We start from the raw sequence: 24,074 nt of genomic DNA on the forward strand, positions 1-24,074 counted from the left end.
GTCAAGGAGACACCATGAACGCACGCTCCACTTCGGCTGCGGCCGGCGACGCGACGGGCACCGACCCGAGCGCCGTCGCCCGCGGCGCCTCGATCAAGTCGGTCTACGTCTACGAGGCCCCGGTGCGCCTGTGGCACTGGATCAACGCCGCGGCCATCACCGTGCTGGCGGTGACGGGCTACTTCATCGGCAGCCCGCTGCCGACGATGCCCGGCGAGGCCAGTGCCCACTTCCTGATGGGCTACATCCGCTTCGCCCACTTCACGGCCGGCTACATCCTGGCCGTGGGGCTGATCGGGCGCATCTACTGGGCCATCGTCGGCAACCACCACGCCCGCGAGCTGTTCACGCTGCCGGTGTTCAGCCTGGCCTACTGGAAGGAGGTGATCACCATGCTCAAGTGGTACGCCTTCCTGATTCCCCAGCCCAGCCAGTACGTGGGGCACAACCCCATGGCCCGGATGGCGATGTTCTGCGGCTACTTCCTGTTCACGCTGTTCATGGTCGCCACCGGCTTCGCCATGTACGGCGAGGGCCTGGGCATGGACTCCTGGGCGAGCCACCTGTTCGGCTGGGTCATCCCGCTGATGGGCCAGAGCCAGGACGTGCACACCTGGCACCACCTGGGCATGTGGGGCATGGTGATCTTCGTGACGCTGCATGTGTACGCCGCGATCCGCGAGGACATCATGGGCCGCCAGAGCATCATCAGCACGATGGTCTCCGGCTACCGCACCTTCAAACGCTGACCATGGGCCCCCAAGACGCTTCGCGTCGCCCCCCCGAGGGGGAGCGTTCGGCTTGGGGCGGCCCTGCGCCGAACATGACCGCGTCGTCCACCCGTCCCCCCGCTCCACCGGCGGGTGTGCCGCTGCGCGCACCGCAGCACCCGGGGCGCTTTCTGGAGCGCCACTACCTGGTGCCGCTGGGCCTGAGCCAGAGCGAGACCGCGCGGCGGCTGGGCATCAGCCGCCGCCGGGTCCATGAGCTGGTCCAGGGCCAGCGGGCGATGACGCCCGACACCGCGATCCGCTGCGCGCTGGCCTTCGGCCTGCCCGCAGCCACCTGGCTGGCCCTGCAGGCCGACTGGGACAGCTACCACGCCTGGAAGCAGCTGCGCCACGCCGCCCTGCCCAGCCGCGCCCCAGCCCCCGCGCTGGCGGCCTGACCCCTTCTTCCCCTTCCGAGTCCAGCGATGAACACCTCTTCCGCTCCCGACCTGCCCGAAACCGCCTGTCACCCCTCCGGTGACAGCCCCGCCGACGACGCCCCCATCGTCGTGCTGGGCATCGGCAACGTGCTGTGGGCCGACGAAGGCTTCGGCGTGCGCTGCGTCGAGGCCCTGCAGCAGCACTGGGATTTCGCGCCCCATGTCGAACTGGTGGACGGCGGCACCCAGGGCCTGTACCTGATCCAGCATGTGCAATCGGCCCGCAAGCTGCTCATCCTGGACGCGGTGGACTACGGCCTGGCGCCGGGCACGCTGCACCAGGTGGAGAACGAGGAGGTGCCGCGCTTTCTGGGCGCCAAGAAGATGAGCCTGCACCAGACCGGCTTCCAGGAGGTGCTGATGCTGGCCCAGCTGACCGAGCGCTACCCCGAGCAGGTGCTGCTGATCGGCTGCCAGCCCGAGGAGCTGGAAGACTACGGCGGCAGCCTGCGACCCTGCGTGCGCCAGGCGGTGGACGATGCCGTAGCCCTGGCCGTGGACCGGCTGCGCACCTGGGGTGCCCAGCCCCGCCCGCGCGCGCAGGCCCCCTCGGCCGAGGAAGCCGTCACCGTGCCCACCCTGTCCATCGAGGCCTACGAGGCCGGCCGCCCCGCCGCCGAAGCCGCCTGCCGCATGGGCGACGAGCGCTTCATGCCGCCCCGCGGCACAGCCGCCTGAGGCACGACACCATGTGCATCGGACTGCCCATGCAGGTCCTGGCCACCCGGCCGGGCTTTGCCACCGTCACCGGCCGGGGTGACACCCGCGAGGTCAACACCGCCCTGGTGGGCGAGCGCAGCCCCGGCGACTGGGTGCTGGTCTTCATCGACGGCGCGCGCGAAGTCATCAGCGCCGAACGCGCGGCCGAAGTCGACGCCACGCTGGACCTGATCGCCCAGGCCATGGGCGACACCGCCCTGCTGCCCAACGCCCCCCCCGACGACCCCGGCTTCGAGCTGCCCTCGGCCTGGAGCGCCGAGCAGCTGGCCGCCCTGACCGGCCAGGCGCGCTGAGTGCCGCCGAATGCCACTGAACGCCGCTGAACCCGCCCCCACCCAGACACACCGCGAGAGACCCCCATGACCACCGACATCCTCGACGCCGCCGCCGATCCGGCCGAACGTTCCGCCCCCTTGGTGGCCCGCCTGGTGGAGGCCCACGGCGCCACCTGGGTCGGCCTGGCCACCCTGGCCGACTTCCTGGCCCGCCCCGGCGACCAGGTGCTGTTCTTCCACGGCGACCCGGTGCGCTTCCCCGAGGTGCTGGACGTGGCCGTGGTGCTGCCCGAACTGAACAAGGCCTTCGGCCAGCGCTTCGGCATCGGCGTGGCCACCCGCGCCGACGAGGACGCCCTGGCCGCCCGCTTCGCTGTGGCGCGCTGGCCCTCGCTGCTGTTCCTGCGCGACGGTCAGTACGTCGGCGTGGTCCCCGGCATGCTCGACTGGACCGACTACCTGGCCGCGGTGCAGAAGCTGCTGGACACCCCGGCCAGCCGCGTGCCCGGCATCGGCATCCCGCTCGTCAGCGCCAACAGCGCTTCCGGCTGCCACTGATTCCCTTCCTGGAACCGCCATGAACCCCAGCTCCACCCGCGCGCCCTTCCCCATCCCCGTCGTGGCCGCCGGCCCCGGCAGCCAGATCGAGGAAGAGAACCTCGAGTACATCAGCATGCCCCAGGGCATGGCCACCTACCAGAGCCCGATCCTCCCCGAGCCGGAGGAAATGCGCGGCCGTGACGGCGCACTGCGCGTGCTGCGCGCCACCGAGGCCGCGCTGCAGGCCGTCGTGGCCGGCCAGACTGCCGCCCCGGTCTCGCTGGCCGATCTGAGCGAGGCCGAGCTGGCCCTGGTCAACCAGGTGCTGGGTGAGGGCGAGGTGGCCGCCCGCGTGCTGCCCGCGCCGGGCCTGGGCGAAGCCCGCATCCAGGAATCGGTGTTCGCCGGCGTCTGGCGCGTGGTGCAGACCGAGGCCGACGGCACGGTGCACGACACCATCGAGGTGGGCGACGCCCCCGCCCTGCTGCGCGCCGCCGCCCGCGCCGATGCCCTGGGCAGCCGGCCCGACCTGCTCTCGGCCCCGGCCGGCGTGATGAACGCCCAGCCCATCCTGGCCGAGCTGGAAGACCAGCGCCAGCGCTTCGGCCTGCATGCCGAAGCCGAGCGCGCCAGGCTGCCGGCCCACGTGGTCAACCTCAGCCTGCTGCCGCTCAGCCCCGAGGACATCGGCTTCCTGGACCATGTGCTGGGCACCGGCCGGGTGCTCATCCTCTCGCGCGGCTACGGCAACTGCCGCATCACCAACTGCCAGGTGCCGCACACCTGGCGGGTCATCTACTACAACTCGCAGGACACGGTGATCCTCAACTCCGTCGAAGTGACCGAGCTGCCCGAGGTGGCCTGCGCCGCCGCCGAGGACCTGGCCGACTCGCTGGAGCGGCTGACCGAGGTGCTGGCCTGGGTGGCCCAGGGCTGAGGAGCACACGTCATGTTTGAAGGAAGCTACCTGGGCGACCGGGGCCGGCTGCCGGCCCACGCCAAGCTGGAATGCAAGATCTGCTGGTGGGTCTACGACCCGGACCAGGGCGACCCGGTCTGGCAGATCCCGCCCGGCACCGCCTTCACCGACCTGCCCGCCCACTGGCGCTGCCCGCAGTGCGACGGCGACGCCGAGCAGTTCATGGTGGTGAGCGGGGACGCGGCATGAGCCTCCTTGCAGCGCGGGTCCTGGCGCTGGAAGCGGCCTTCCGGCGCATTGCCGCCACCCGCATGGCCGGGCTGCCGCTGCTGCAGCCGGGCCTGGCGGTGCAGGCCGTCGGCTTCGAGCCCGAGCCCGACGACGCCGGCCTGGCCTGGGGCGTGCTCGTCACCCCCTGGTTCATGAACCTGCTGCGCCTGCCACTGATGGCCGAGAACGCACAGCGCCTGCCCGAGCCCGGCGTGGCAGCCGACTGGACCGTGGGCGGCCACGCCGTGGGCTGCCTGGGCGCCGAAGAGACCCTGCTGGGCCCCGGCCCGCTGGCCCGCTATGCCCTGTGTTCGCTGCATTCGCCCATGCACCACTTTGCCGACCAGGCCAGTGCCCTGGCCGCAGCCCATGAGGTGCTGCGACTGCTGCGGCCGGCCCCCGCGGCCGCGCCGGTCGGTGCCCCGCCGCCCTCGCGCCGCGGTTTCCTGTTCGGACGGGGCCAGCCCCCCGGCACGCCATGAGCCCGACCTTCGACCTGGTGGGCCAGGTGCAGCTGCGCCCCGGTCCGGGCCACCCCACCCTCACCAGCACCCGCCCGGCGCTGGTGGGCCGGCTGACCCAGGGCCGGCGGCCCGAGGAGCTGCCGCTGCTGCTGGGCAGCCTGTTCACGCTGTGCGGCCATGCCCACCAGCTCGCCGCGCAGATGGCGGTGGACGCCGCCCTGGGCCGGGCCACCGCACCACCGGCACCGGCGGCCGCGGCGGCCCTGCGCGTGGCCACGGCGCGCGACCAGCTGGTGCGCATCGCCCACGACTGGCCGCGCCTGCTGCCGGGCGCGCCCGACGAGGCCCTGGCGCAGAGCCTGGTCCATTGCCCGCTGGGCCCCGCCCTGCGCGACCCGGTGGCCCAGCAATCGGCCCTGGCCGCCTTGCCCGCCTGGCTGGAGAAGCACTGGCTGGGCCTGCCCGCGGCCGAGTGGCTGGCCCGGCAGGAGCAGGCCCCGGTCGAATGGGCCACGCACTGGGCCCGTGGCAGCACCACCGCCCTGGCCCGCCTGCTCCGCGCGCAGCACGGCCCAGCCGCCCGTCTGGCCACGCCGTCCCGGCCGCTGTCACTCTCCTCGCTGGAGGCCGGCGGCTTCCAGGAGCTGGCTCAGCAGCTGGAGCAGCTGCCCGCTCATGTGCTGCCCCAATGGCAGGGCGCCGTGCCGGACACCGGCCCCTGGACCCGCCGACGGGACGCCTCTCCCTTGCCTGCGCACAATGCCTGGATGCGCCTGCTCAGCCGCCTGACCGATCTGCTGCAACTGGCCGTCCCCGGCGGCGAGGACTGGCTGAGCCTGGGCCGGCTGCAGCCCGCCCCCAGTCAGGGCATCGCCTGGGTGGAGATGGCCCGCGGCCTGCTGATCCACTGGGTGCAGCTGAGCGATGACCCGGCCGGCCCCCGGGTGGCGGCCTGCCGGGTGCTGGCCCCCACCGACTGGAACTTCCACCCGCACGGCGTGCTGGCCCATGCCCTGGCCGGCGTGACCCACGAAGACGATGCCCGCCGCCTGGCGGTGGCCTTCGACCCCTGCGTCGCGTTCAGCGTCGAGATGCCCCAAGGAGAAACCCATGCATGAAATGAGTCTCGCCGGGGGCATCCTGCGGGTGGTCGAACAGGCCGCCGAGCGCGAGGGCTTTGCCCGCGTGCAGCAGCTCACGCTGGAGGCCGGTGCGCTGGCCGGCGTGGAGGTGCGCGCCCTGCGCTTCGCGCTGGAGGCCCTGGCCCCCGGCAGCGCGCTGGAGGGTGCCGAGATCGTGATCCAGGAGCCGCCCGGCCAGGCCTGGTGCCTGCGCTGCGGCACCACCGTGGCCATCCAGACCCGGGCCGATCCCTGTCCGCACTGCGGCGGATTTCAACTACAACCCACTGGCGGCACCGAGCTGCGGGTAGTGGACCTGCTGGTGCAGGACTGAGAGCAAGGAGAACACACCATGTGCGTCGTCTGCGGCTGTGCCGACACCTCCCACCAACATGATCATTCGCATGCCCATCCGCATGAGCACGGGCATGCGCACGAACACGGACACGCGCATGGACATGACCATCCCCAGGGTCATGAGCAAGCGCAGGACCATGTCCACGTGGCCCCATCCACCGGCGACCTGCACTACGGCGCCGGCAGCGCCCGGGTCTCGGTGCCCGGCATGAGCCAGGCCCGCGCCATCCAGATCGAGACCACCGTGCTGGGCGAGAACGACCGCCTGGCCTCGCAGAACCGGGCCCATTTCGAGGGCCATGGCGTGGTGGCCTACAACCTCGTCTCCAGCCCCGGCTCGGGCAAGACCACCCTGCTGTGCGCCACGCTGGAGGCGCTGAAGACCCGCGCCGCCGGCCTGCCGGTGGCGGTGATCGAAGGCGACCAGCAGACCTCCAACGACGCCGACCGCATCCGCGCCACCGGCGCCCCGGCAATCCAGGTCAACACCGGCAAGGGCTGCCACCTGGACGCCCAGATGGTGGCCGATGCCTTCGCGCGGCTGCCTCTGCATGCGCATTCCCATGCCCACGCCCACGACCATGCGCATGGGCATGACCACGGTCACGGCGACCATGACCCTTCCCACGGCTCGGTGCTCTTCATCGAGAACGTCGGCAACCTCGTCTGCCCCGCCCTATGGGACCTGGGCGAGCGTGCCAAGGTGGCCATCCTCTCGGTCACCGAGGGCGAGGACAAGCCCATCAAGTACCCGGACATGTTCGCCGCCGCGCGGCTGATGGTGTTGACCAAGACCGACCTGCTGCCGCACCTGGACTTCGACGTGCCGAAATGCATCGAGTACGCCCGCCGGGTGAACCCGGGCATCGAGGTGCTGCTCGTCTCGGCCCGCTCCGGCGAAGGCCTGGACGCCTGGCTGGACTGGCTGCTGCAGCCGTTGGAGGCCCCGGCCGAGACCGCCGCGCCCGCGGCGGACGAGCTGGCCCGGCTCAAGGCCCGCGTGGCCGAGCTGGAAGCGCAGCTCGCCGCCAAGGCCTGACCCGCGCAACCTGCCCGCGCTCGCACCCCACATGAACGCCGTGCTCACCCCCGCCGCCGCCCTGCAGCGCCTGCGCCTGCGGGTGGAAGGCGCCGTGCAGGGCGTGGGCTTTCGGCCCTGGGTGGCGCAGCAGGCCCGCCTCCTGGCCCTGAGCGGCTGGGTGCGCAACGACGGTCAGGGCCTGGAGGCCGAGCTGCAGGGCCCGACCGAGGCGCTGGCCGCCTTCGCCCAGGCGCTGCAGCTGAGCCCGCCGCCGCTGGCCCGGGTGCAGCGCGTGCAGCGCACGCCGCTGGCGGTGCAGCCGGACGAAGCCGGCTTCGTGATCCAGCCCAGCCGCGCCACGGCCCCCCAGGCGCTGACCACCACGCTGCCGCCCGACACCGCCCCCTGCAACGCCTGCCTGGACGAGCTGTTCAGCCCTGGCGACCGCCGCTGGCGCCACCCCTTCATCAACTGCACCCAGTGCGGCCCGCGCTTCACGCTGACCGCGCGCCTGCCCTACGACCGGCCGAACACCGCGCTGGCCAACTTCCCGATGTGCCCGGCCTGCGCCGCCGAGTACGCCGACCCACAGGACCGCCGCCACCACGCCCAGCCGGTGGCCTGCCCACGCTGCGGCCCGCGCATCGCGCTGTGGGCGCCCGATGGGGCCGTCCTCATCGCCCCCGAAGCAGGCACCGACGCCGTGCTGGCCGAGGCCGCGCAGCGCCTGCGCGCCGGCCAGGTGCTGGCCGTCAAGGGCGTGGGCGGCTACCACCTGGTGGCCGACGCCACCCAGGCCGCGCCGCTGCAGCGCCTGCGCGCGGCCAAGCAGCGCGCCAGCAAGCCTTTCGCCCTGCTGGTGGCCAACACGGCCAGCGCCCGCCGCTGGGTTCAACTGGGCGACGACAGTGCCACGTTGCTGGCCAGCCCCGCCCGCCCCATCGTGCTGCTGCCCTGCCAGCCCGGCGTGGCCGCGGCCCACCCGGCCATCGCCCCCGGCCTGGACGAGTGGGGGTTGATGCAGCCGTCCAACCCGCTGCACTGGCTGCTGCTGCATGAACTGGCCGGCCGCCCCGCCGACCCCGCCTGGCGCCACACCGAACAGCCCATGCTGCTGCTGATGACCAGCGCCAACCCCGGCGGCGAGCCGCTGGTGGTGGACGAGGCCGAGGCCGTGATCAAGCTCGGCGGCCTGGCCGACGCGCTGCTGGTGCACGACCGCGCCATCCTGGCCCGGGCAGACGACAGCGTGCGCCGCCCGCTGGGCCGCGACGCCCAGGGCCGGCCGTTCTTCCCCTTCATCCGCCGCGCCCGGGGCCAGGTGCCCGAGCCCATCGCCCTGCCCGGTGTGCCGGCCGATGCGCCCCCGGTACTGGCCACCGGCGGCTACCTCAAGGCCACCGTCTGCCTCACCCGCGGCAACGAGGCCTTCGTCTCGCCCCACCTCGGCGACCTGGGCAGCGCCGCCAGCCGGCAGGGCCTGATGGAGGCCGTCACCCGGCTACAGGACTTCCTGGGCGTGCGCCCGCAGGCCGTGGCGCACGACCTGCACCCCGACTTCTTCAGCACCGCCCACGCCCAGGCCCTGGCCGAAGCCTGGCAGGTGCCCACCGTGCCGGTGCAGCACCACCACGCCCATGCCGCCGCCGTGCTGGCCGAACACGGCCACGGCGGCCCGGCCCTGGCCCTGGTGCTGGACGGCGTGGGCCTGGGCAGCGACGGCCAACCCTGGGGCGGCGAACTGCTGCGCTGTGAAGGGACCGGCACCGGCTTCGCCCGCCTGGCCCACCTGCCCGCATTGCCCCTGCCCGGTGGCGACCGCGCCGCCCGCGAGCCCTGGCGCCTGGGCGCCGCCCTGCTGCACAGCCTGGGCCGTGGCGGCGAGATCGCCCAACGCTTCGCGGCCGAGCCGCTGGCCGGCTCGCTGGGCACGGTGCTGGACCGCCGGCTGAACTGCCCGGCCACCGCCAGCGCCGGCCGCCTGTTCGACGCCGCCGCCGCACTGCTGGCCGGCGTGCACCACAACGGCCACGAGGCCGAGGCCGCGATGCGGCTGGAAGCCCTGGCGCTGCGCCACCCCGGCCCGGCCACACCCTGGGCCGATGCCTTCACCCTGGACGCCCACGGCGTGCTGGACCTGCGCGGCCTGTGGACCGCGCTGGCCGACAGCCGGATCGACGCCCCCGCCGCCCAGGCCGAAGCCGCGGCCCGCTTCCACGCCAGCCTGGCCGCCGCGCTGGTGGCCTGGGTGGCCCACCATGCCCGCGCCCAGCATGTCGACACCGTCGCCCTGGGCGGCGGCTGCTGGATCAACCGCCCGCTGCGCCAGGCCGCGGTGCCGGCCCTGCAGGCCCGGGGCCTCACCGTGCTGGAGGCCACCCAGGCCCCCTGCGGCGATGGGGGCCTGAGCCTGGGCCAGGCCGCCGTGGCGCTGGCTTTCCTGAACCGTTCACGCTGAAAAGGACCCGACCCCATGTGCCTAGCCCTGCCCTCCCGCGTGGTGGAGCGCCTGCCCGATGACCAGGCCCTGGTGGACCTGGGCGGCGTGCGCAAGACCGTCTCCATCGCCCTGACCCCCGAGGCCCAGGTCGGGGACTATGTGATCGTCCACGTCGGCCATGCCATCGGCCTCTTGGACCCCGAAGAGGCCGAGCGCACGCTGGCCCTGTTCGCCGAACTCGAAGCCTCCCAGGCGGAAGCCTCGCAACAACCAGGAGCCACGGTATGAGCGGCGGCATGAAGTACGTGGACGAATTCCGCGACGGCGCCCTGGCCCAGCAGATCGGCGCGCGCATCCGCGCCGAGGCTCGGCCCGGCCGCGAGTACCGTTTCATGGAGTTCTGCGGCGGCCACACCCACGCCATCGCCCGCTACGGCGTGGCCGAGCTGCTGCCGCCCAATCTGCGCATGATCCACGGCCCCGGCTGCCCGGTCTGCGTGCTGCCCATCGGCCGCATCGACCAGGCCATCGGCCTGGCACTGGACCACGGCGCCATCGTCTGCACCTACGGCGACACGATGCGCGTGCCCGCCAGCCCCTGGCGTGCCGGGCCGCTCCCAAGCGCCAGGGACCCCCTCGGGGGGCCTGACGCGCAGCGGCAGGTTCGGGGGCCCCAGGACAGCGGCCTGTCGATGATGAAGGCCAAGGCGCGCGGGGCGGACATCCGCATGGTCTATTCGGCCGCCGACGCGCTGAAGATCGCTCGCCAGCACCCCGAGCGCGAGGTGGTGTTCTTCGCCATCGGCTTCGAGACCACCACGCCCCCCACCGCCCTGGTCGTCAAGCAGGCCGCGCAGGAAGGGCTGAAGAACTTCAGCGTGCTGTGCTGCCATGTGCTGACGCCCGGCGCCATCGCCCACATCCTGGACGCGCCCGAGGCCAAGCAATGGGGCGACGCGGTGGCGCTGGACGGCTTTGTCGGCCCGGCCCATGTGAGCATCGTGATCGGCTCGGCCCCCTACGAGGCCTTTGCCCGCGACTACCGCAAGCCGGTGGTCATCGCCGGCTTCGAGCCGCTGGACGTGATGCAGGCCATCCTGATGCTGGTGCGCCAGGTCAACGAAGGCCGGGCCGAGGTGGAAAACGAGTTCACCCGCGCCGTCAGCCGCGAAGGCAACCACGCCGCGCAGGCGGTGGTGGCCGAGGTGCTGGAGCTGCGCGAGAGCTTCGAGTGGCGCGGCCTGGGCGAGGTGGCCTACAGCGCGCTGCGGCTGAAGCCCGCCTATGCCGCCTTCGATGCCGAGAAGCGCTTCGGCCTGACCTACCGCCCGGTGGCCGACCACAAGCAGTGCGAGTGCGGCGCCATCCTGCGCGGGGTCAAGCGGCCCACCGATTGCAAGCTCTTCGGCACCGTCTGCACGCCCGACAACCCGATGGGCTCCTGCATGGTGTCCTCCGAAGGCGCCTGCGCCGCCCACTACGCCTACGGCCGCTTCCGCGACATTGCCATCGTCGCCGCCTGACCCCTGCCATGAACAAGAGAACCGACTACATCCGCCCGCTGGACTTCAAGCAGGGCCGCGTGGACATGAACCACGGGGCCGGTGGCCGCGCCAGCCTGCAGCTGATCGAGGAGCTGTTCGCCCGCGTCTTTGACAACCCGGCCCTGCGCGAAGGCAACGACGGCGCGGTGCTGGACGTGCCGCCCGGCCACCGCCTGGTGATGGCCACCGACGGCCACGTGATCTCGCCGCTGTTCTTCCCCGGCGGCGACATCGGCTGCCTGTCGGTGCACGGCACGGTCAACGACATGGCCATGATGGGCGCCACGCCCACCGCCCTGTCGGCCAGCTTCATCCTGGAAGAGGGTTTTCCGCTGGCGGACCTCAAACGCATCGTCGAATCGATGGCTGCCGCCGCGCGCGAGGCCGGCGTGCCCATCGTGACCGGCGACACCAAGGTGGTGGAGCAGGGCCATGGCGACGGCGTGTTCATCAGCACCACCGGCCTGGGGCTGCTGCCGGCGGGCCGGAACATCGGCGGCGCGAATGCGCGGCCGGGTGATGTGGTGCTGGTCAGCGGCACACTGGGCGACCACGGCGTGGCGGTGCTGTCGCAGCGCGAATCGCTGGCCTTCGACAGCGAAGTGGTGAGCGACACCGCGGCCCTGCACACGCTGGTGGCGGCGCTGCTGGCGGCCGTGCCCGAGGGCGCGGTGCGCACGCTGCGCGACCCGACCCGCGGCGGCCTGGCCACCACGCTCAACGAGATCGCCCGCCAGTCCGGCGTGGGCATGATGCTGGACGAGGCCCTGCTGCCCATCCTGCCCCAGGTGGACGCGGCCTGCGAGCTGCTGGGCCTGGACGTGCTCTACCTGGCCAACGAGGGCAAGCTGATCGCCATCGTCGCGCCCGAGGTGGCCGACGCGGCCCTGGCCACACTGCGCGCCCATCCGCTGGGGGCGAAGGCCGCCCGCATCGGCACGGTGCAGCAAGACCCTCACCACTTCGTGCAGATGCGCACGCGCTTTGGCGGGCAGCGGGTGGTGGACTGGTTGTCGGGGGAGCCGTTGCCTCGGATTTGTTGAGCTTGTTGTTTGTTGGTGGTGGTTGGCGATGGCGTGGCGTGGCGGCGGGAGGGGACTGCCGGTCTGTTCTGCTCCATGTCCCCCGCCCCGGCCAGGCCGGGGCTCCTCCTTGACTTGCGCAGAACAGACCGGCAGCCCCCTCCTGTCACGGTTCGCGCAAGCTCCCGGGAACAGCCCGCCACGTTGGCAGACGAGGGACGCGGGCGACTGGCAGAGCGAAGTCAAGGAGGAGCCCTGGGCTGGCCCAGGGCGGGGGACATGAGCGGCGCCAGTCACCTGCGCCCCTCGTCACGCGCCACACCTCACCCGGGTTTGTCCAAGAATCACCCCGCATTACCATCACGAAGCCATGAACGCCCCCGACCCCCAAGCCGCCGCGATGGACCCGCGTGATGACCTGCCGCTGGTGCTGGTGGTGGACGACGAGTTGCGTTCGCAGGAGGCCATGCGCCGCACGCTGGACGAGGACTTCCGCGTGCTCACCGCCGGCGACACCGACATCGCCCGCCAGCTGATCTCGCGCCACGAGGTGGCCGTGGTGCTGTGCGACCAGCGCATGCCCGGCCAGACCGGCATCGAATTCCTCAAGGAAGTGCGCGAACGCTGGCCGGAGGTGGTGCGCATCGTCATCTCCGGCTACGCCGACAGCGAGGACATCATCGCCGGCGTCAACGAGGCCGGCATCTACCAGTACGTGCTCAAGCCCTGGGTGCCCGAGCACCTGCTGCAGACCGTGCAGGGCGCGGTGGAGGCCAGCCAGCTGCACCGCGGCCTGCAGCGCCTGGAACTGGACCTGCGCGCCGGCCCACAAGCCCTGCGCGCGCGTCGCCAGACCCGGCTGCGCGAGGCCAAGGCCGTGTTCGACTTCGACCGCATCGTGCGGGCCGAGGGCAGCCCGCTGGACGGCGTCTGCGCCACCGCCCAGCGCCTGGCGCGCTACGACCTCTCGGTGCTGATCCTGGGCGAATCCGGCACCGGCAAGGAACTGCTGGCCCGCGCCATGCACTACGCCTCGCCGCGGCAGAACGGCCCCTTCGTGGTCGAGAACTGCGGCGCCATCCCCGACACCCTGCTGGAGAGCGAGCTCTTCGGCCACCGCCGCGGCGCCTTCACCGGCGCGGTGGAGGACCACACCGGCCTGTTCCAGCGGGCCGACAGCGGCACCGTCTTCCTCGACGAAATCGGCGAGACCTCGCCGGCCTTCCAGGTCAAGCTGCTGCGCGTGCTGCAGGAGGGCGAGATCCGCCCGGTGGGCTCGGCCCGCGCGGTGCCGGTGGATGTGCGCGTCATCGCCGCCACCCACCGCCAGCTGGAAGACGAGGTGCGCGCCGGCCGCTTCCGCGAAGACCTCTACTACCGCCTGGCCGGCGCCACCCTGCAGGTGCCGCCGCTGCGCGAGCGGCCGGGCGACATCCTGCCCGTGGCCGAGTCGCTGCTGGATGCGGTGGCCCGCGAGCTGGGCCGCGAACCCGCCGAGTTCGACGACGACGCCCGCGCCGTGATGGTGGGCTACCCCTGGCCCGGCAACATCCGCGAGCTGCGCAACGAGATTTCGCGGGCCCTGGCCCTGGGCGACGGCCCGCTGCTGCGCGCCACCGATTTCTCGCGCAAGCTGCTGGGCGGCCAGACCGGCGCGGCCCATGCCCAGCGCACCTCGCAACTCACGGGCGGCACCGGCCTGGCCCTGCCCGGCAGCGGCACGCTGCAGGAGCGGCTGGACGCCATCGAGGCCATGGTGCTGCGCGAGGTGATGCTGCGCCTGCGCTGGAACAAGACCCATGCCGCCAAGGAGCTGGGCCTGTCGCGCGTGGGCCTGCGCGCCAAGCTGCAGCGCTTCGGGCTGGAAACAAAATGAATGCACCCGAGCCCCTGAACGTGCTGTGGCTGCAGTCCGGCGGCTGCGGCGGCTGCAGCATGTCGCTGCTGTGCGCCGACACGCCGGACTTTGCCGCCCTGCTGCGCGACGCCGGCCTGAACCTGCTGTGGCACCCCAGCCTCTCGCTGGAAAGCGGCCATGAGTTGCTGGCCCTGCTGGACGACTGCCTGACCGGCCGCACCCGGCTGGACGTGCTGTGCGTGGAGGGCGCCATCCTGCGCGGCCCGCAGGGCACCGGGCGCTTCCACCTGCTGGCCGGCACCGGCCGGCCGATGATGCACTGGGTGCAGGACCTGGCCCAGGTGGCCCGCCACGTGGTGGCCGTGGGCGCCTGCGCCGCCTGGGGCGGGCCCACCGCCATCGGCGTGGCCAGCGGGCGCAACCCCAGCGAGGCCTGCGGCCTGCAGTACGAGGACGAGCACCCCGGCGGCCTGATGGGCCCGGGCTTTCGCGCGCCCGGCGGGCTGCCGGTGGTCAACATCGCCGGCTGCCCCACCCACCCGGGCTGGGTCATCGACACGCTGGCGGCCCTGGCCGCGCAGGAACTGCGCCCGGAAGACCTGGACAGCCTGCACCGGCCCCGCCTGTACGCCGACCAGCTGGTGCACCACGGCTGCACGCGCAACGAGTACTACGAGTACAAGGCCAGCGCCGAGAAGCCCAGCGACCTGGGCTGCATGATGGAACACCTGGGCTGCAAGGGCACCCAGGCCCATGCCGACTGCAACACCCGGCTGTGGAATGGCGAGGGCAGCTGCACCCGCGGCGGCTACGCCTGCATCAGCTGCACCGAGCCGGGCTTCCAGAGCCCCGGCCACCCCTTCCACGCCACGCCCAAGATCGCCGGCATCCCGGTGGGCCTGCCCACCGACATGCCCAAAGCCTGGTTCGTGGCGCTGGCCTCGCTGTCCAAGAGCGCCACGCCCACGCGGGTCAAGCGCAACGCCACCGCCGACCATGTCGTCGTGCCGCCGGTGGCGCGCAAGACCCACCGCTGACACGCCGCCAGGAACACCGATGAGCCGTCTGATCGTGGGCCCGTTCAACCGGGTGGAGGGGGACCTGGAGGTCCAGCTGGAACTGGAGGCCGGCCGCGTGCGCGAGGCCCGCGTGGTCTCGCCGATGTACCGCGGCTTCGAGAACCTGCTGCTGGGGCGCGACCCGCTGGACGCGCTGGTCATCGTGCCGCGCATCTGCGGCATCTGCTCGGTGTCGCAATCGGTGGCCGCCGCCCTGGCCCTGGCCGATGCAGCCGGCGTCACGCCGCCGGCCAATGGCCGCCACGCCCTGAACCTGATGCTGGCCTGCGAGAACGCGGCCGACCACCTGAGCCACTTCTACCTCTTCTTCCTGCCGGACTTCACCCGGCCGGTCTATGCCGACCGGCCCTGGCACGCCGAGGCCCTGCGCCGCTTTGCCGCCCAGGCGGGCGAGCGCGGCCGCGCGGCCCTGGCCGCCCGCCAGCGCTGGTTCACGCTGATGGGCACGCTGGGCGGCAAGTGGCCGCACACCCACAGCATCCAGCCCGGCGGCAGCAGCCGGGCCATTGAGCCGGCCGAGCGACTGCGACTGCTGTCGCGGGTGCGCGAGCTGCGGGCCTTCCTGGAGCAAACCCTGCTGGGCGACACGCTGGAGGCCTTCCAGGCCCTGCCCGACGAGGCCGCGCTGCAGGCTTGGGCCGAACCACGCCGCCAGGCCGACCTGCCCTTCTTCCTGCAGATCGGCGCCGACCTGGGGCTGGAGACGATGGGCCCAGGGCCGGGGCGCTGGCTCAGCCATGGCAGCTTTGTCCAACCCGACGGCTCGCGCGTTGTGCCGCAGGGTGTGTTCCGCCAGGATGCGCTGGGCCCGCTGGACGTGGCCGCCATCACCGAGGACGCCACCCACGCCTGGCTCAACGAAGGCGACACCGCCCCGCGCCCGCCCGCCCAGGGCCTGACCCAGCCCGCGGCCGACAAACCCGGCGCCTACAGCTGGAACAAGGCGCCCCGCCTGGCCGGCGAGGTGGCCGAATGCGGCGCCATCGCCCGCCAGCTGGCCGCCGGCCAACCCCTGGTGCGCGACGCGGTGGCCCGCTGGGGCAGCACGGTGCACACCCGGGTGCTGGCCCGCGTGCTGGAGCTGACCCGGCTGGTGGTGTGGATGGAAGGCTGGCTGCAGGCCCTGCAGCCACGCGAGCCCTGGTGCGCCCCCTGCCCCCTGCCCGAGCAGGCCGAAGGCATGGGCCTGGTGGAGGCCGCCCGCGGCGCGCTGGGCCACTGGCTGCGGGTGGAGCGCGGACGCATCGCCCAGTACCAGATCATCGCGCCCACCAGCTGGAACTTCTCCCCGCGCGACGCGGCCGGCCAGCCCGGCCCGCTGGAGGCCGCGCTGGTGAACGCCCCGGTGCGTCCGGGCGAGACCACGCCGGTGGCGGTGCAGCACATCGTGCGCAGCTTCGACCCCTGCATGGTCTGCACGGTGCACTGAGGGCCCAGCCATGAGCGACCGCCTGCCGCCCCCGCACCCCGACCTGCCCACCCTGCCGCTGGAAGGCGTGGACGAATCCACCTGGGTGGACGTGATCCACAAGATGGACGAGGTCTATGCGCAGCTGCTGGCCGACGAGGCGGCGCGCGAGGAGAAGAACGCCGAGCTGGAGCGCACGCAGCAGTTCATCCTGAGCCTGCTGACGGCCATGAGCGACGTGCTGCTGGCCTGCGACCAGCAGGGGCTGATCGAGGAGACCAATGCCGCGCTGTGCGCGCTGGTGGGCCGGCCCGACGCCGCGCTGCGCGGCACCCCCGCGGCCGCGCTGATGATGGGCGGCCCGCAGGGCGAGGACGCCCGCCGCATGCGCGAGGCCCTGGCCCAGAGCCAGACCCGGCGCGACGGCGCGGTGGTGGAGGTGGCGCTGGCCGATGCCCAGGGCCAGCCCGTGCCGGTGGACTTCAACTGCACGCCGCGCCTGGACCACCAGGGCCGGGTGATCGGCCATGTCTGCGTGGGCCGGCCGCTGGGGGAACTCAAGCGCGCCTACCGCGCCCTGCAGGAGGCCCACGAAGCCCTCAAGCGCACCCAGGCCCAGCTGCTGCACAGCGAGAAGATGGCCTCGCTGGGCCGGCTGGTGGCCGGCGTGGCCCACGAGCTGAACAACCCGATCAGCTTCCTGCTGGGCAATGTGAGCGCGCTGCGCAAGTACGCCGACCGGCTGGAGCAGTACCTGGGGGCCGTGCATGCCGGCCCGCTGCCGCCCGAGCTGGCCGCGCTGCGCCAGCGCCTGCGCATTGACGCCGCGCTGGCGGACCTGCCCTCGGTGATCGACGGCATGACCGAAGGCGCGCACCGCACCGCCGACATCGTCAACGCGCTCAAGCGCTTCTCGGTGATCGACCGGGCCGAGCGCAGTCCGGTGGACCTGGGCCAGGTGGTGGAGCAGGCCATCCACTGGGTGCGCAAGGGCGCGGCGCCGGACTTCCGCATCGACTGGACCCCGCCGGCCGAGCCGGTGCAGGTGATGGGCAGCGCCGGCCAGCTGCTGCAGGTGATGCTCAACCTGATCCAGAACGCGGCCGACGCCTGCGCGGGGCGGCCCGAGGGCCGGCTGCAGATCACGCTGGAGCCGCCGGCCCAGGCCGGCGGCCGGCTGCGGCTGCGCTTTGCCGACAACGGACCCGGCATCGCACCCGAGCATGTGGCCCGGGTGTTCGACCCCTTCTTCACCACCAAGCCGGTGGGCAAGGGCACGGGGCTGGGCCTGTCGATCAGCTACGGCCTGATCGACCAGCACGGTGGTCACCTCAGCCTGGCGCCGGCCGCCGGGGGCGGCGCGGAGTTCACGGTGGAGCTGCCGGTGGCCGAAGCGGCCTGATCCGGCCCGAGCCGACGCCTCAGCCCTCGCCCGTCGGCGCCTGCTGGCACTCCGGCAGCGACGCCAGCAAGGCCTGGCAGCGCTGGGCCAGGAAGGCGGCCAGGCGCCGCAGGCCGGGTGTGAGCTGCTGGCGGCTCACCACCACCAGGTTCAGCGGCACCGGCTCGCTCCAGCCCGGCAGCAAGCGCACCAGGCGGCCGGCGGCCAGGTCATCGGCCACGTCCAGCGCGCTCTTGTAGGCAATGCCCAGGCCCTGCACCGCCCACTGGCGCACCACCGCGCCGTCGTCGGCCTGGTGGCGCCCGCGCACCTCCACCGTCTGGGCCGCGGCCACGCCCTCCAGCCGCCAGCGGCTGTAGAGCGACTCGCCCAGCACGAAGCGCAGGCAGTTGTGGCGCCGCAGTTCGGCCGGCGTCTGTGGCGCGCCGTGCCGGGCCAGGTAGGCCGGCGAGGCCACCAGCACCCGGGCGTTGCGCGGCGCCAGCGGCAGGGCGATGAAGCCGGAGTCGTCCGGCTCGCCGTAGCGCACCGCCAGGTCCACCGGCTGCTCCAGCAGGTGGGACAGGCGGTCGCTGACCCGCAGCTCCAGCGACACGGCCTCGTCGTCGGCCAGGAACTCGGTCAGCCAGCCCAGCAGCTGGTGGCGGCCCAGGTCGCTGGGCAGTGCCATGCGCAAGGGGCCGGCCAGGCGCCCGGCCGGGTCGTTGGCGTCCTGCAGCGCGCCCTCGCACTGGGCCAGCGCCTGCAGGGCCTGGCGGGCCGGGGCCAGCAGGCGCTCGCCGGCCTCGGACAGGCGCACATGGCGCGTGGAGCGCTCGAACAGCCGCGTGCCCAGGGCCTGCTCCAGCCGCTTGACGACGGCGCTGACGGCCGCGGGGGTCAGGTGCAGGTGGCGCGCCACATCGGTGAAGCTGCCCGCCTCGGCGGCGGCCACGAAGACCTGCAGGTCGTCCAGTCGGTTGATCTTCAACGAATTCCCGAAAAATATTCTCGACGGAGCATGTTTATCTTCGTCCGCTGCAGAGTCAAGATAGGAGGAATTGTCCTGAGGAGTTCTGCATGAGCACTGCCGTCAACCTGTCCGAGATCGCCCGCCGCCGCCATACCAGCAAGGCCTTCGACCCCAGCCGCACCATCCCGGCCGAGACGATGGACCAGCTGCGCACCCTGCTGCGCTACGCGCCCTCCTCGGTCAACTCGCAGCCCTGGCATTTCGTGATCGCCGGCAGCGAGGCGGGCAAGGCCAAGGTGGCCCAGGGCACGCAAGGTCCCTTCGCCTACAACACGCCCAAGGTGATGAAGGCCTCGCACGTGGTGGTGTTGTGCGCCCGCACCGACCTGGACGACGCCCACCTGAGCGCCGTGCTGGAGCAGGAGGCCGCCGATGGCCGCTTTGCCACGCCCGAGGCCAAGGCCGGCCAGGCCAACAGCCGCGGTGGCTATGTGAAGCTGCACCGCGAGCTGGGCGACACCGCCGTCTGGGCCCAGAAGCAGGTCTACCTGGCCCTGGGCGAGTTGCTGCTGGGCGCGGCCACGCTGGGCCTGGACGCCTGCCCGATGGAGGGCTTCGACGCGGCCGCGGTGAACGCGGCCCTGGGCCTGGAGGCCCGCGGCCTGAGCGCCGTGGTGCTGGTGGCCCTGGGCCACCACAGCGACGAGGACTTCAACGCCAAGCTGCCCAAGTCCCGCCTGCCGGCCGAGACGGTCATCAGCGAGATCTGAGCGCGGCAGCGCCCCGAGGGCGCCGGGTGTTAGAGTGGGTCGATCCAGAAGCCGCAAACCCCTGCGGCGGTGAGCATCCATTTGACCCTGCCCCCCTGCCTTATGCCCGCGTTCAGCGTGGCCGCGCAATGACCCGGCTGCACTATGCGGTGGATCTGAGCTACCAGATCGACGCGCCCGGCGCGGACTGTGTCTTCAACGTCCAGGCCGCGCACACGCCCCAGCAGCTGGTGGTGAGCGAGCGCCTGAACCTGAGCCAGCCGCGCGCCCTGGGCTGGGTGGACCCACAGCTGCGCAACCGCCTGCTGCGGCTGCAGGCCCTGCCCGGCCTGTTGCGCCTGCAGTACGAGGCCACGGTGGACATCGCACACCACCGCGCGGTGCCGGCCTCCTTGCACGAGTTGCCCATCGCCGAGCTGCCGGGCCCGGTGCTGCCCTACCTCTACCCCAGCCGCTACTGCGAATCCGACCGCCTGCACGCGATGGCGGTGGCGCAGTTCGGTCGACTCTGGCAAGGCCATGCTCGGGTGCTGGCCATCCAGGACTGGGTGCGCCAACGGGTGCGTTTCGCGTCCAACTCCTCGGTGGGCACCACCACGGCCTGCGACACCCTGGCCAGCGGCGTGGGCGTCTGCCGGGACTTCGCGCACGTCATGATCGCGCTGTGCCGCGCGCTGAACATCCCGGCGCGCTTTGCCACCGGGCTGGACTACGGCGCCGACCCGGCCCTGGGCCCGCCGGACTTCCACGCCTATGTGGAGGTCTACCTCTCGCACCGCTGGTACCTGTTCGATCCGTCGGGCACCGCCATCCCGATGGGCCTGGTGCGCATCGGCACCGGGCGCGATGCCGCCGATGTGGCCTTTGCCACCCTGTTCGGTCCGGTGCGCTCGCAGGCTCCCGTGGTGAGCATCCAGAGCGTGGCCGGCAGCGACGGCCGCCCGGCCGAGCTGCCCTGGCACACGCCAGAGGCCCTGTCCACGGACGCCGGCCAGGCCTGAGACGGCCCCGCCGCCAGGGCTCAGACCGCCAGCCGCCGGCGCACGTCCTGTAGCTGCTCGGCGCTCAGCGTCGAGGCCGGGTAGTGCATGTCCAGCGCGTCCAGTGCCTCCACGATGACCTGGGAGACGATGAGGCGCGCGTTCTGCTTGTCGTCGGCTGGCACCACATGCCAGGGCGCATGGGCGGTGCTGGTGGCGCTCAGCGCGTCTTCGTAGGCCCGCTGGTAATCGTCCCAGCGCTCGCGCTCCTCGATGTCAGCCATGCAGAACTTCCAGTTCTTGGCCGGGTCGTCCAGCCGGGCCAGGAAGCGCTGGCGCTGCTCCTCCTTCGACAGGTGCAGGAAGAACTTCAGAATGCGGGTGCCGTTGCGGTGCAGGTGCTGCTCCAGGTCGTTGATCGACTCGTAGCGGTGCGTCCACAGGTGCGAGTTCTCGCGGGTCTTGTCCGGCAGGTTCTCGCCGGCCAGCACCTCGGGGTGCACCTTCACGATCAGCACCTCCTCGTAGTAGGAGCGGTTGAAGATGCCGATGCGGCCCCGCTCGGGCAGCCACTGGGTGCTGCGCCAGAGAAAGTCGTGGTCCAGCTCCTGGGCGCTGGGGTGCTTGAAGCTGGTGACCTGACAGCCCTGCGGGTTGACGCCGGACATCACGTGCTTGATGACCCCGTCCTTGCCCGCCGCGTCCATGGCCTGGAAGATCAGCAGCAGGGCGTAGCGGTCGTGCGCGTAGAGCAGGTTCTGCCGCTCGGCCATGCGGCGCACATGCCGGGCCAGCAGGTCCTGGTAGTCGGCCTTGTCCCGGTAGAAGGCCGGCACCTGCGTGGGCCGGCGGGCGAGCTTGACCTTCTCGCCAGCGGGGACGCGGAAGGCGGCGGTGTCGATCGGCATGGGCGGGCTCCGGCAAGAGGGGGTCTTGAGCTTACCCCCGCCACCGGCCCGGTCCGCCTCACTGCAGGCTGTGGATCATCTCCCGCACGCGGGGGTAGATCTGGGTCTGCCAGCGCCGGCCGCTGAAGACGCCGTAGTGGCCCACGCCGGTCTGCACATGGTGGGTCTTCAGATAGGGCGGGATGCGCGGGCACAGGTCGTGGGCCGCCACCGTCTGGCCAATGGCGCAGATGTCGTCGCGCTCGCCCTCCACCGTGAACAGGGCGGTGCGACGGATGGCCGCGGTGTCCACCCGCTCGCCGTCCAGCACCATCTCGCCCTTGGCCAGGGTGTACTCCTGGAACACCTGGGCCACGGTCTCCAGGTAGAACTCGGCCGGCAGGTCGTTGACGGCGAAGTACTCGGCATAGAACTCGGCCGTGCGGTTGGCGGCCTCGTCTTCGCCCACCACCCGCTTGTCGTAGAGGCCTCTGAGCGCCTCCTGGTGCCGCTGGGGGTTCATGCTCATGAAGGCGGTGAGCTGCAGAAAGCCCGGGTAGACGCGGCGAAAGGCCCCCGGATAGCGCCAAGGCACCTGGGAGATCAGGTTCTGCTCGAACCAGTCGATGGGTTGACTGGTGGCCAGTTCGTTGACCGCCGTGGGGTTGATGCGGGTGTCGATGGGACCGGCCATCAGCGTCATGCTGCGCGGCTGGGCGATGTGCTGGCGCTGCGCCATCAGCGCCACCGCGGCCAGCGCGGGCACGCAGGGCTGGCAGACTGCCAGCAGATGGGTCTCGGGCCCCAGGGTCTCGAGGAACTGGATCACATGCTGCACATACTCGGCCAGGCCGAAACGGCCTTCGGCCACCGACACATGGCGGGCGTTGTGCCAGTCGGTGATGTAGACGTCATGGTCGGCCAGCATGGTGCGGGCGGTGTCGGTCAGCAGCGTGGCGAAGTGACCCGACAGCGGCGCCACGATCAGCACCTTGGGCAGGCTGACCCGCCCGGCCTGCACATCGGCCCGCTCGAAGCGCAGCAAGGTGGCAAAGGGCGTGCGCAGCACCACGCGCTCGGTCACCGCCACTGCCTCGCCGGTATCGGTCGTCACCGTGTCGATGCCGAACGGTGGCCGCAGGTGGCTCAGGCGCACGCGGGAGAACAGCTCCAGCGCGGCCGAAGTCTCACGCAGCCCGGGCACGGCCAGGGGCCCGCGCCCCCAGGGCCGCAGGGCCGCCGCGCCCCAGTGGGCCGCCTCTTGCCAAGGGCCGAAGCTGTCGGAAAGGGCCTGGTAGGCAGCGTAGAGCATGGCGTGGGCGTCCGGTGGGGTGCACACTTCCCGCAAGTTGCGGGCCATGCGTGCCGGCCCGCAGCCGGGGCCTGGCATGGGGCTTGCGGCGGCGCGCTGGCCCACAAAGACAGGGAGACACCATGGCCGCCACCACCCTCACGATCAGCAGCAAGAACTACTCGTCCTGGTCCCTGCGCGGCTGGCTGCTGTGCCGGCTGGCGGGCCTGGAGTTCAGCGAGGTGCTGGTCAGCCCGGACGACCCGGCCATCAAGGCCGAGATGCTGCTGCTGGCCCCGTCCATCCTGGTGCCCTGCCTGCGCCACCAGGGCGTGACGGTGTGGGACACCCTGGCCATCGCCGAGTACCTGCACGAGATCAAGCCCAAGGCCGGCCTGCTGCCCAGTGAGCGCGCTGCCCGCGCGCACTGCCGCGCCATCTCCGGCGAGATGCACTCGGGCTTCACCTCGCTGCGCTCGGCTCTGCCGATGAACCTGAAGGCCCACTTCCCGAAGTACAAGGTCTGGAGCCGTGCCCAGACCGACATCGAGCGCGTGCTGCAGATCTGGACCGAATGCCTGGCCCATTACAGCGGGCCCTACCTGTTCGGCGCCCACCCCACCATGGCCGACGCGATGTACGCCCCGGTCGTCACCCGACTGCAGACCTACGACGTGCTGCCCGCCGACGGCCCCTGCCGGGACTATTGCCGGACCATCCTGGCCCTGCCCGACCTGCAACACTGGTACGCCGAGGCCCGGCGCGAACCGGAAGCCATCGACGAGCTGGAAGTGGAGTTCTGACACGGGCCGAAGACGGCGCGGGCCAGGGCTGCCTCAAGCCGGTGCAGCCCATGCCCTGCCAAGGTGCCCACCGCACGGTGGTCCCCTGCTGACGCCGGCGGGTTCAACCCGGCAGGCCCGTCTCCACCGTGGCCGGCTGGCGCCGCGCCGACCAGGCGCTGCCCATGGACGCCGACATGATCAGCCCGATGGCCAGCCACTGTCCCCCGCTGAGCTGTTCACCCAACAGGCCCAGCGCCAGCAGCGCGGCCACCGCCGGCTCCATGCTGATCATGATGCCGAAGGCCTGCGGCGGCAGGCGCTTGAGGGCCACCATCTCCAGCGAGATGGGCACCGCGCTGGAAATGGCCGCCACGCACAAGCCCACCCCCAGCACCACGGGCGACAGCAGGACCGCACCGGCCTGGGCCACGCCCACCGGCACCACCGTCAGCGCGGCCACCGTCAGGCCGATGGCCACCGACTGCCCGGCATGCAGATGCCCCACCCGCTTGCCGAACAGGATGTAGAGCGCCCAGCACACGGCGGCCACGGCAGCCCAGCCCACCCCCACCGGATCCAGCGTGCTGACCCCATGGCCCAGCGGCAGCAGCAGCCCCAGGCCTGCGATGGCCAGCAGCTGACCTGCCCCCTTCAGCCGTACCAGTGATTCGGTTGGGGTCCTGGGGTTGAAGGTTAATGGATCTGGGCAGGGATCTCGTGACGAGCGGCGTCGCCTGCCTGCTGACGCAGTTGCTCGGC

26 protein-coding genes are annotated in these 24,074 nt (G+C 72.2%); 22 read left to right on the forward strand and 4 right to left on the reverse strand.

Translation table 11 applies throughout. The annotated features are described in order from the left end of the window. Nucleotides 1–14 precede the first annotated feature (14 nt). From cybH to M0L44_RS21475, 19 genes are all read left to right on the forward strand, one after another. On the forward strand, nucleotides 15–749 hold the full coding sequence (cybH, locus tag M0L44_RS21385) for a Ni/Fe-hydrogenase, b-type cytochrome subunit (RefSeq protein ID WP_252772213.1): 735 nt from the start codon (nucleotides 15–17) through the stop codon (nucleotides 747–749). Nucleotides 750–823: 74 nt separating this feature from the next. After that, nucleotides 824–1,168 (forward strand): HigA family addiction module antitoxin, encoded by a 345-nt coding sequence (locus M0L44_RS21390; RefSeq protein WP_022981889.1) that lies wholly within the window; start codon nucleotides 824–826, stop codon nucleotides 1,166–1,168. A gap of 27 nt (nucleotides 1,169–1,195) precedes the next feature. Further along, a complete protein-coding gene (locus M0L44_RS21395; protein ID WP_252772214.1) occupies nucleotides 1,196–1,888 on the forward strand; it encodes a HyaD/HybD family hydrogenase maturation endopeptidase in 693 nt (230 codons plus the stop codon). An 11-nt stretch (nucleotides 1,889–1,899) separates the two neighbouring features. Further along, nucleotides 1,900–2,223, forward strand: coding sequence for a HypC/HybG/HupF family hydrogenase formation chaperone (locus M0L44_RS21400; protein ID WP_252772215.1), 324 nt, complete (start codon nucleotides 1,900–1,902; stop codon nucleotides 2,221–2,223). Between the two features lie 66 nt (nucleotides 2,224–2,289). Beyond that, nucleotides 2,290–2,763, forward strand: coding sequence for a thioredoxin domain-containing protein (locus M0L44_RS21405; protein WP_252772216.1), 474 nt, complete (start codon nucleotides 2,290–2,292; stop codon nucleotides 2,761–2,763). A 19-nt stretch (nucleotides 2,764–2,782) separates the two neighbouring features. After that, complete coding sequence (locus tag M0L44_RS21410; RefSeq protein ID WP_252772217.1) at nucleotides 2,783–3,682, forward strand: hydrogenase expression/formation protein; 900 nt, start codon at nucleotides 2,783–2,785, stop codon at nucleotides 3,680–3,682. A 12-nt stretch (nucleotides 3,683–3,694) separates the two neighbouring features. Further along, on the forward strand, nucleotides 3,695–3,913 hold the full coding sequence (locus tag M0L44_RS21415; RefSeq protein ID WP_252772218.1) for a rubredoxin: 219 nt from the start codon (nucleotides 3,695–3,697) through the stop codon (nucleotides 3,911–3,913). Further along, nucleotides 3,910–4,416, forward strand: coding sequence for a [NiFe]-hydrogenase assembly chaperone HybE (hybE, locus tag M0L44_RS21420; RefSeq protein ID WP_252772219.1), 507 nt, complete (start codon nucleotides 3,910–3,912; stop codon nucleotides 4,414–4,416). Before M0L44_RS21415 ends, hybE begins: the two co-directional genes overlap by 4 nt. Beyond that, a complete protein-coding gene (locus M0L44_RS21425) occupies nucleotides 4,413–5,516 on the forward strand; it encodes a hypothetical protein (protein ID WP_252772220.1) in 1,104 nt (367 codons plus the stop codon). Before hybE ends, M0L44_RS21425 begins: the two co-directional genes overlap by 4 nt. Next, on the forward strand, nucleotides 5,509–5,853 hold the full coding sequence (gene hypA, locus M0L44_RS21430; protein ID WP_225863182.1) for a hydrogenase maturation nickel metallochaperone HypA: 345 nt from the start codon (nucleotides 5,509–5,511) through the stop codon (nucleotides 5,851–5,853). Before M0L44_RS21425 ends, hypA begins: the two co-directional genes overlap by 8 nt. An 18-nt stretch (nucleotides 5,854–5,871) precedes the next feature. Then, nucleotides 5,872–6,915: a hydrogenase nickel incorporation protein HypB gene (gene hypB, locus M0L44_RS21435; protein ID WP_252772221.1), complete on the forward strand. Its 1,044-nt coding sequence runs from the start codon at nucleotides 5,872–5,874 to the stop codon at nucleotides 6,913–6,915. Nucleotides 6,916–6,946: 31 nt separating this feature from the next. Continuing rightward, nucleotides 6,947–9,355 (forward strand): carbamoyltransferase HypF, encoded by a 2,409-nt coding sequence (gene hypF, locus M0L44_RS21440; RefSeq protein WP_252772222.1) that lies wholly within the window; start codon nucleotides 6,947–6,949, stop codon nucleotides 9,353–9,355. Between the two features lie 15 nt (nucleotides 9,356–9,370). Further along, nucleotides 9,371–9,625 carry a HypC/HybG/HupF family hydrogenase formation chaperone gene (locus tag M0L44_RS21445; RefSeq protein ID WP_252772223.1) on the forward strand — a complete coding sequence of 85 codons (255 nt, stop codon included), beginning with the start codon at nucleotides 9,371–9,373 and terminating at the stop codon, nucleotides 9,623–9,625. Between the two features lie 8 nt (nucleotides 9,626–9,633). Next, on the forward strand, nucleotides 9,634–10,860 hold the full coding sequence (gene hypD, locus M0L44_RS21450) for a hydrogenase formation protein HypD (RefSeq protein ID WP_252772236.1): 1,227 nt from the start codon (nucleotides 9,634–9,636) through the stop codon (nucleotides 10,858–10,860). Nucleotides 10,861–10,868: 8 nt separating this feature from the next. Continuing rightward, nucleotides 10,869–11,924 carry a hydrogenase expression/formation protein HypE gene (hypE, locus tag M0L44_RS21455; RefSeq protein WP_252772224.1) on the forward strand — a complete coding sequence of 352 codons (1,056 nt, stop codon included), beginning with the start codon at nucleotides 10,869–10,871 and terminating at the stop codon, nucleotides 11,922–11,924. 349 nt (nucleotides 11,925–12,273) lie between these two features. Beyond that, entirely contained in the window at nucleotides 12,274–13,779 is a 1,506-nt protein-coding gene (locus M0L44_RS21460; RefSeq protein ID WP_252772225.1) for a sigma-54-dependent transcriptional regulator, read from the forward strand. Then, on the forward strand, nucleotides 13,776–14,798 hold the full coding sequence (locus M0L44_RS21465; RefSeq protein WP_252772226.1) for an NADH-quinone oxidoreductase subunit B family protein: 1,023 nt from the start codon (nucleotides 13,776–13,778) through the stop codon (nucleotides 14,796–14,798). Before M0L44_RS21460 ends, M0L44_RS21465 begins: the two co-directional genes overlap by 4 nt. A 19-nt stretch (nucleotides 14,799–14,817) precedes the next feature. Further along, nucleotides 14,818–16,269 (forward strand): nickel-dependent hydrogenase large subunit, encoded by a 1,452-nt coding sequence (locus M0L44_RS21470; RefSeq protein ID WP_252772227.1) that lies wholly within the window; start codon nucleotides 14,818–14,820, stop codon nucleotides 16,267–16,269. Nucleotides 16,270–16,279: 10 nt separating this feature from the next. After that, a complete protein-coding gene (locus M0L44_RS21475; RefSeq protein WP_252772228.1) occupies nucleotides 16,280–17,650 on the forward strand; it encodes a sensor histidine kinase in 1,371 nt (456 codons plus the stop codon). 19 nt (nucleotides 17,651–17,669) lie between these two features. On the opposite strand, the gene M0L44_RS21480 is transcribed toward M0L44_RS21475, so the two are convergent. Then, nucleotides 17,670–18,620 (reverse strand): LysR family transcriptional regulator, encoded by a 951-nt coding sequence (locus M0L44_RS21480; protein ID WP_256490421.1) that lies wholly within the window; start codon nucleotides 18,618–18,620, stop codon nucleotides 17,670–17,672. Between the two features lie 89 nt (nucleotides 18,621–18,709). On the opposite strand from M0L44_RS21480, the gene nfsB reads away from it, so the two are divergent. Both nfsB and M0L44_RS21490 read left to right on the forward strand, forming a co-directional pair. Then, nucleotides 18,710–19,372, forward strand: coding sequence for an oxygen-insensitive NAD(P)H nitroreductase (gene nfsB, locus M0L44_RS21485; RefSeq protein ID WP_252772229.1), 663 nt, complete (start codon nucleotides 18,710–18,712; stop codon nucleotides 19,370–19,372). Between the two features lie 128 nt (nucleotides 19,373–19,500). Then, nucleotides 19,501–20,373: a transglutaminase-like domain-containing protein gene (locus M0L44_RS21490; protein WP_252772230.1), complete on the forward strand. Its 873-nt coding sequence runs from the start codon at nucleotides 19,501–19,503 to the stop codon at nucleotides 20,371–20,373. A gap of 20 nt (nucleotides 20,374–20,393) precedes the next feature. On the opposite strand, the gene M0L44_RS21495 is transcribed toward M0L44_RS21490, so the two are convergent. Next, nucleotides 20,394–21,260 (reverse strand): ADP-polyphosphate phosphotransferase, encoded by an 867-nt coding sequence (locus tag M0L44_RS21495; RefSeq protein ID WP_252772231.1) that lies wholly within the window; start codon nucleotides 21,258–21,260, stop codon nucleotides 20,394–20,396. Nucleotides 21,261–21,318: 58 nt separating this feature from the next. Next, nucleotides 21,319–22,551 carry a polyhydroxyalkanoate depolymerase gene (locus M0L44_RS21500; protein ID WP_252772232.1) on the reverse strand — a complete coding sequence of 411 codons (1,233 nt, stop codon included), beginning with the start codon at nucleotides 22,549–22,551 and terminating at the stop codon, nucleotides 21,319–21,321. 122 nt (nucleotides 22,552–22,673) lie between these two features. Between M0L44_RS21500 and M0L44_RS21505 the strand changes: the two genes are divergently transcribed. Continuing rightward, nucleotides 22,674–23,333, forward strand: a complete 660-nt coding sequence (locus M0L44_RS21505) for a glutathione S-transferase family protein (protein WP_252772233.1) — start codon at nucleotides 22,674–22,676, stop codon at nucleotides 23,331–23,333. Nucleotides 23,334–23,436: 103 nt separating this feature from the next. On the opposite strand, the gene M0L44_RS21510 is transcribed toward M0L44_RS21505, so the two are convergent. Then, the coding region (locus tag M0L44_RS21510) for an EamA family transporter (protein WP_252772234.1) at nucleotides 23,437–24,074 on the reverse strand (638 nt) is incomplete at its 5' end.

The organism is Ideonella oryzae (assembly GCF_024055665.1).
Classification (GTDB): domain Bacteria; phylum Pseudomonadota; class Gammaproteobacteria; order Burkholderiales; family Burkholderiaceae_C; genus Ideonella; species Ideonella oryzae.

Excerpts from the sequence above, each read along its gene's own strand:
- M0L44_RS21490 (WP_252772230.1), top strand. The coding sequence starts at position 19,501 with ATGACCCGGCTGCACTATGCGGTGGATCTGAGCTACCAGATCGACGCG.
- M0L44_RS21410 (WP_252772217.1), top strand. The coding sequence starts at position 2,783 with ATGAACCCCAGCTCCACCCGCGCGCCCTTCCCCATCCCCGTCGTGGCC.
- M0L44_RS21495 (WP_252772231.1), bottom strand. The coding sequence starts at position 21,260 with ATGCCGATCGACACCGCCGCCTTCCGCGTCCCCGCTGGCGAGAAGGTC.
- M0L44_RS21405 (WP_252772216.1), top strand. The coding sequence starts at position 2,290 with ATGACCACCGACATCCTCGACGCCGCCGCCGATCCGGCCGAACGTTCC.
- hybE (WP_252772219.1), top strand. The coding sequence starts at position 3,910 with ATGAGCCTCCTTGCAGCGCGGGTCCTGGCGCTGGAAGCGGCCTTCCGG.
- M0L44_RS21505 (WP_252772233.1), top strand. The coding sequence starts at position 22,674 with ATGGCCGCCACCACCCTCACGATCAGCAGCAAGAACTACTCGTCCTGG.
- M0L44_RS21390 (WP_022981889.1), top strand. The coding sequence starts at position 824 with ATGACCGCGTCGTCCACCCGTCCCCCCGCTCCACCGGCGGGTGTGCCG.
- M0L44_RS21500 (WP_252772232.1), bottom strand. The coding sequence starts at position 22,551 with ATGCTCTACGCTGCCTACCAGGCCCTTTCCGACAGCTTCGGCCCTTGG.
- M0L44_RS21465 (WP_252772226.1), top strand. The coding sequence starts at position 13,776 with ATGAATGCACCCGAGCCCCTGAACGTGCTGTGGCTGCAGTCCGGCGGC.
- cybH (WP_252772213.1), top strand. The coding sequence starts at position 15 with ATGAACGCACGCTCCACTTCGGCTGCGGCCGGCGACGCGACGGGCACC.
- M0L44_RS21470 (WP_252772227.1), top strand. The coding sequence starts at position 14,818 with ATGAGCCGTCTGATCGTGGGCCCGTTCAACCGGGTGGAGGGGGACCTG.
- M0L44_RS21460 (WP_252772225.1), top strand. The coding sequence starts at position 12,274 with ATGAACGCCCCCGACCCCCAAGCCGCCGCGATGGACCCGCGTGATGAC.
- M0L44_RS21475 (WP_252772228.1), top strand. The coding sequence starts at position 16,280 with ATGAGCGACCGCCTGCCGCCCCCGCACCCCGACCTGCCCACCCTGCCG.
- hypD (WP_252772236.1), top strand. The coding sequence starts at position 9,634 with ATGAAGTACGTGGACGAATTCCGCGACGGCGCCCTGGCCCAGCAGATC.
- hypF (WP_252772222.1), top strand. The coding sequence starts at position 6,947 with ATGAACGCCGTGCTCACCCCCGCCGCCGCCCTGCAGCGCCTGCGCCTG.
- M0L44_RS21425 (WP_252772220.1), top strand. The coding sequence starts at position 4,413 with ATGAGCCCGACCTTCGACCTGGTGGGCCAGGTGCAGCTGCGCCCCGGT.
- M0L44_RS21415 (WP_252772218.1), top strand. The coding sequence starts at position 3,695 with ATGTTTGAAGGAAGCTACCTGGGCGACCGGGGCCGGCTGCCGGCCCAC.
- M0L44_RS21400 (WP_252772215.1), top strand. The coding sequence starts at position 1,900 with ATGTGCATCGGACTGCCCATGCAGGTCCTGGCCACCCGGCCGGGCTTT.
- nfsB (WP_252772229.1), top strand. The coding sequence starts at position 18,710 with ATGAGCACTGCCGTCAACCTGTCCGAGATCGCCCGCCGCCGCCATACC.
- hypE (WP_252772224.1), top strand. The coding sequence starts at position 10,869 with ATGAACAAGAGAACCGACTACATCCGCCCGCTGGACTTCAAGCAGGGC.
- M0L44_RS21395 (WP_252772214.1), top strand. The coding sequence starts at position 1,196 with ATGAACACCTCTTCCGCTCCCGACCTGCCCGAAACCGCCTGTCACCCC.
- hypA (WP_225863182.1), top strand. The coding sequence starts at position 5,509 with ATGCATGAAATGAGTCTCGCCGGGGGCATCCTGCGGGTGGTCGAACAG.
- M0L44_RS21445 (WP_252772223.1), top strand. The coding sequence starts at position 9,371 with ATGTGCCTAGCCCTGCCCTCCCGCGTGGTGGAGCGCCTGCCCGATGAC.
- hypB (WP_252772221.1), top strand. The coding sequence starts at position 5,872 with ATGTGCGTCGTCTGCGGCTGTGCCGACACCTCCCACCAACATGATCAT.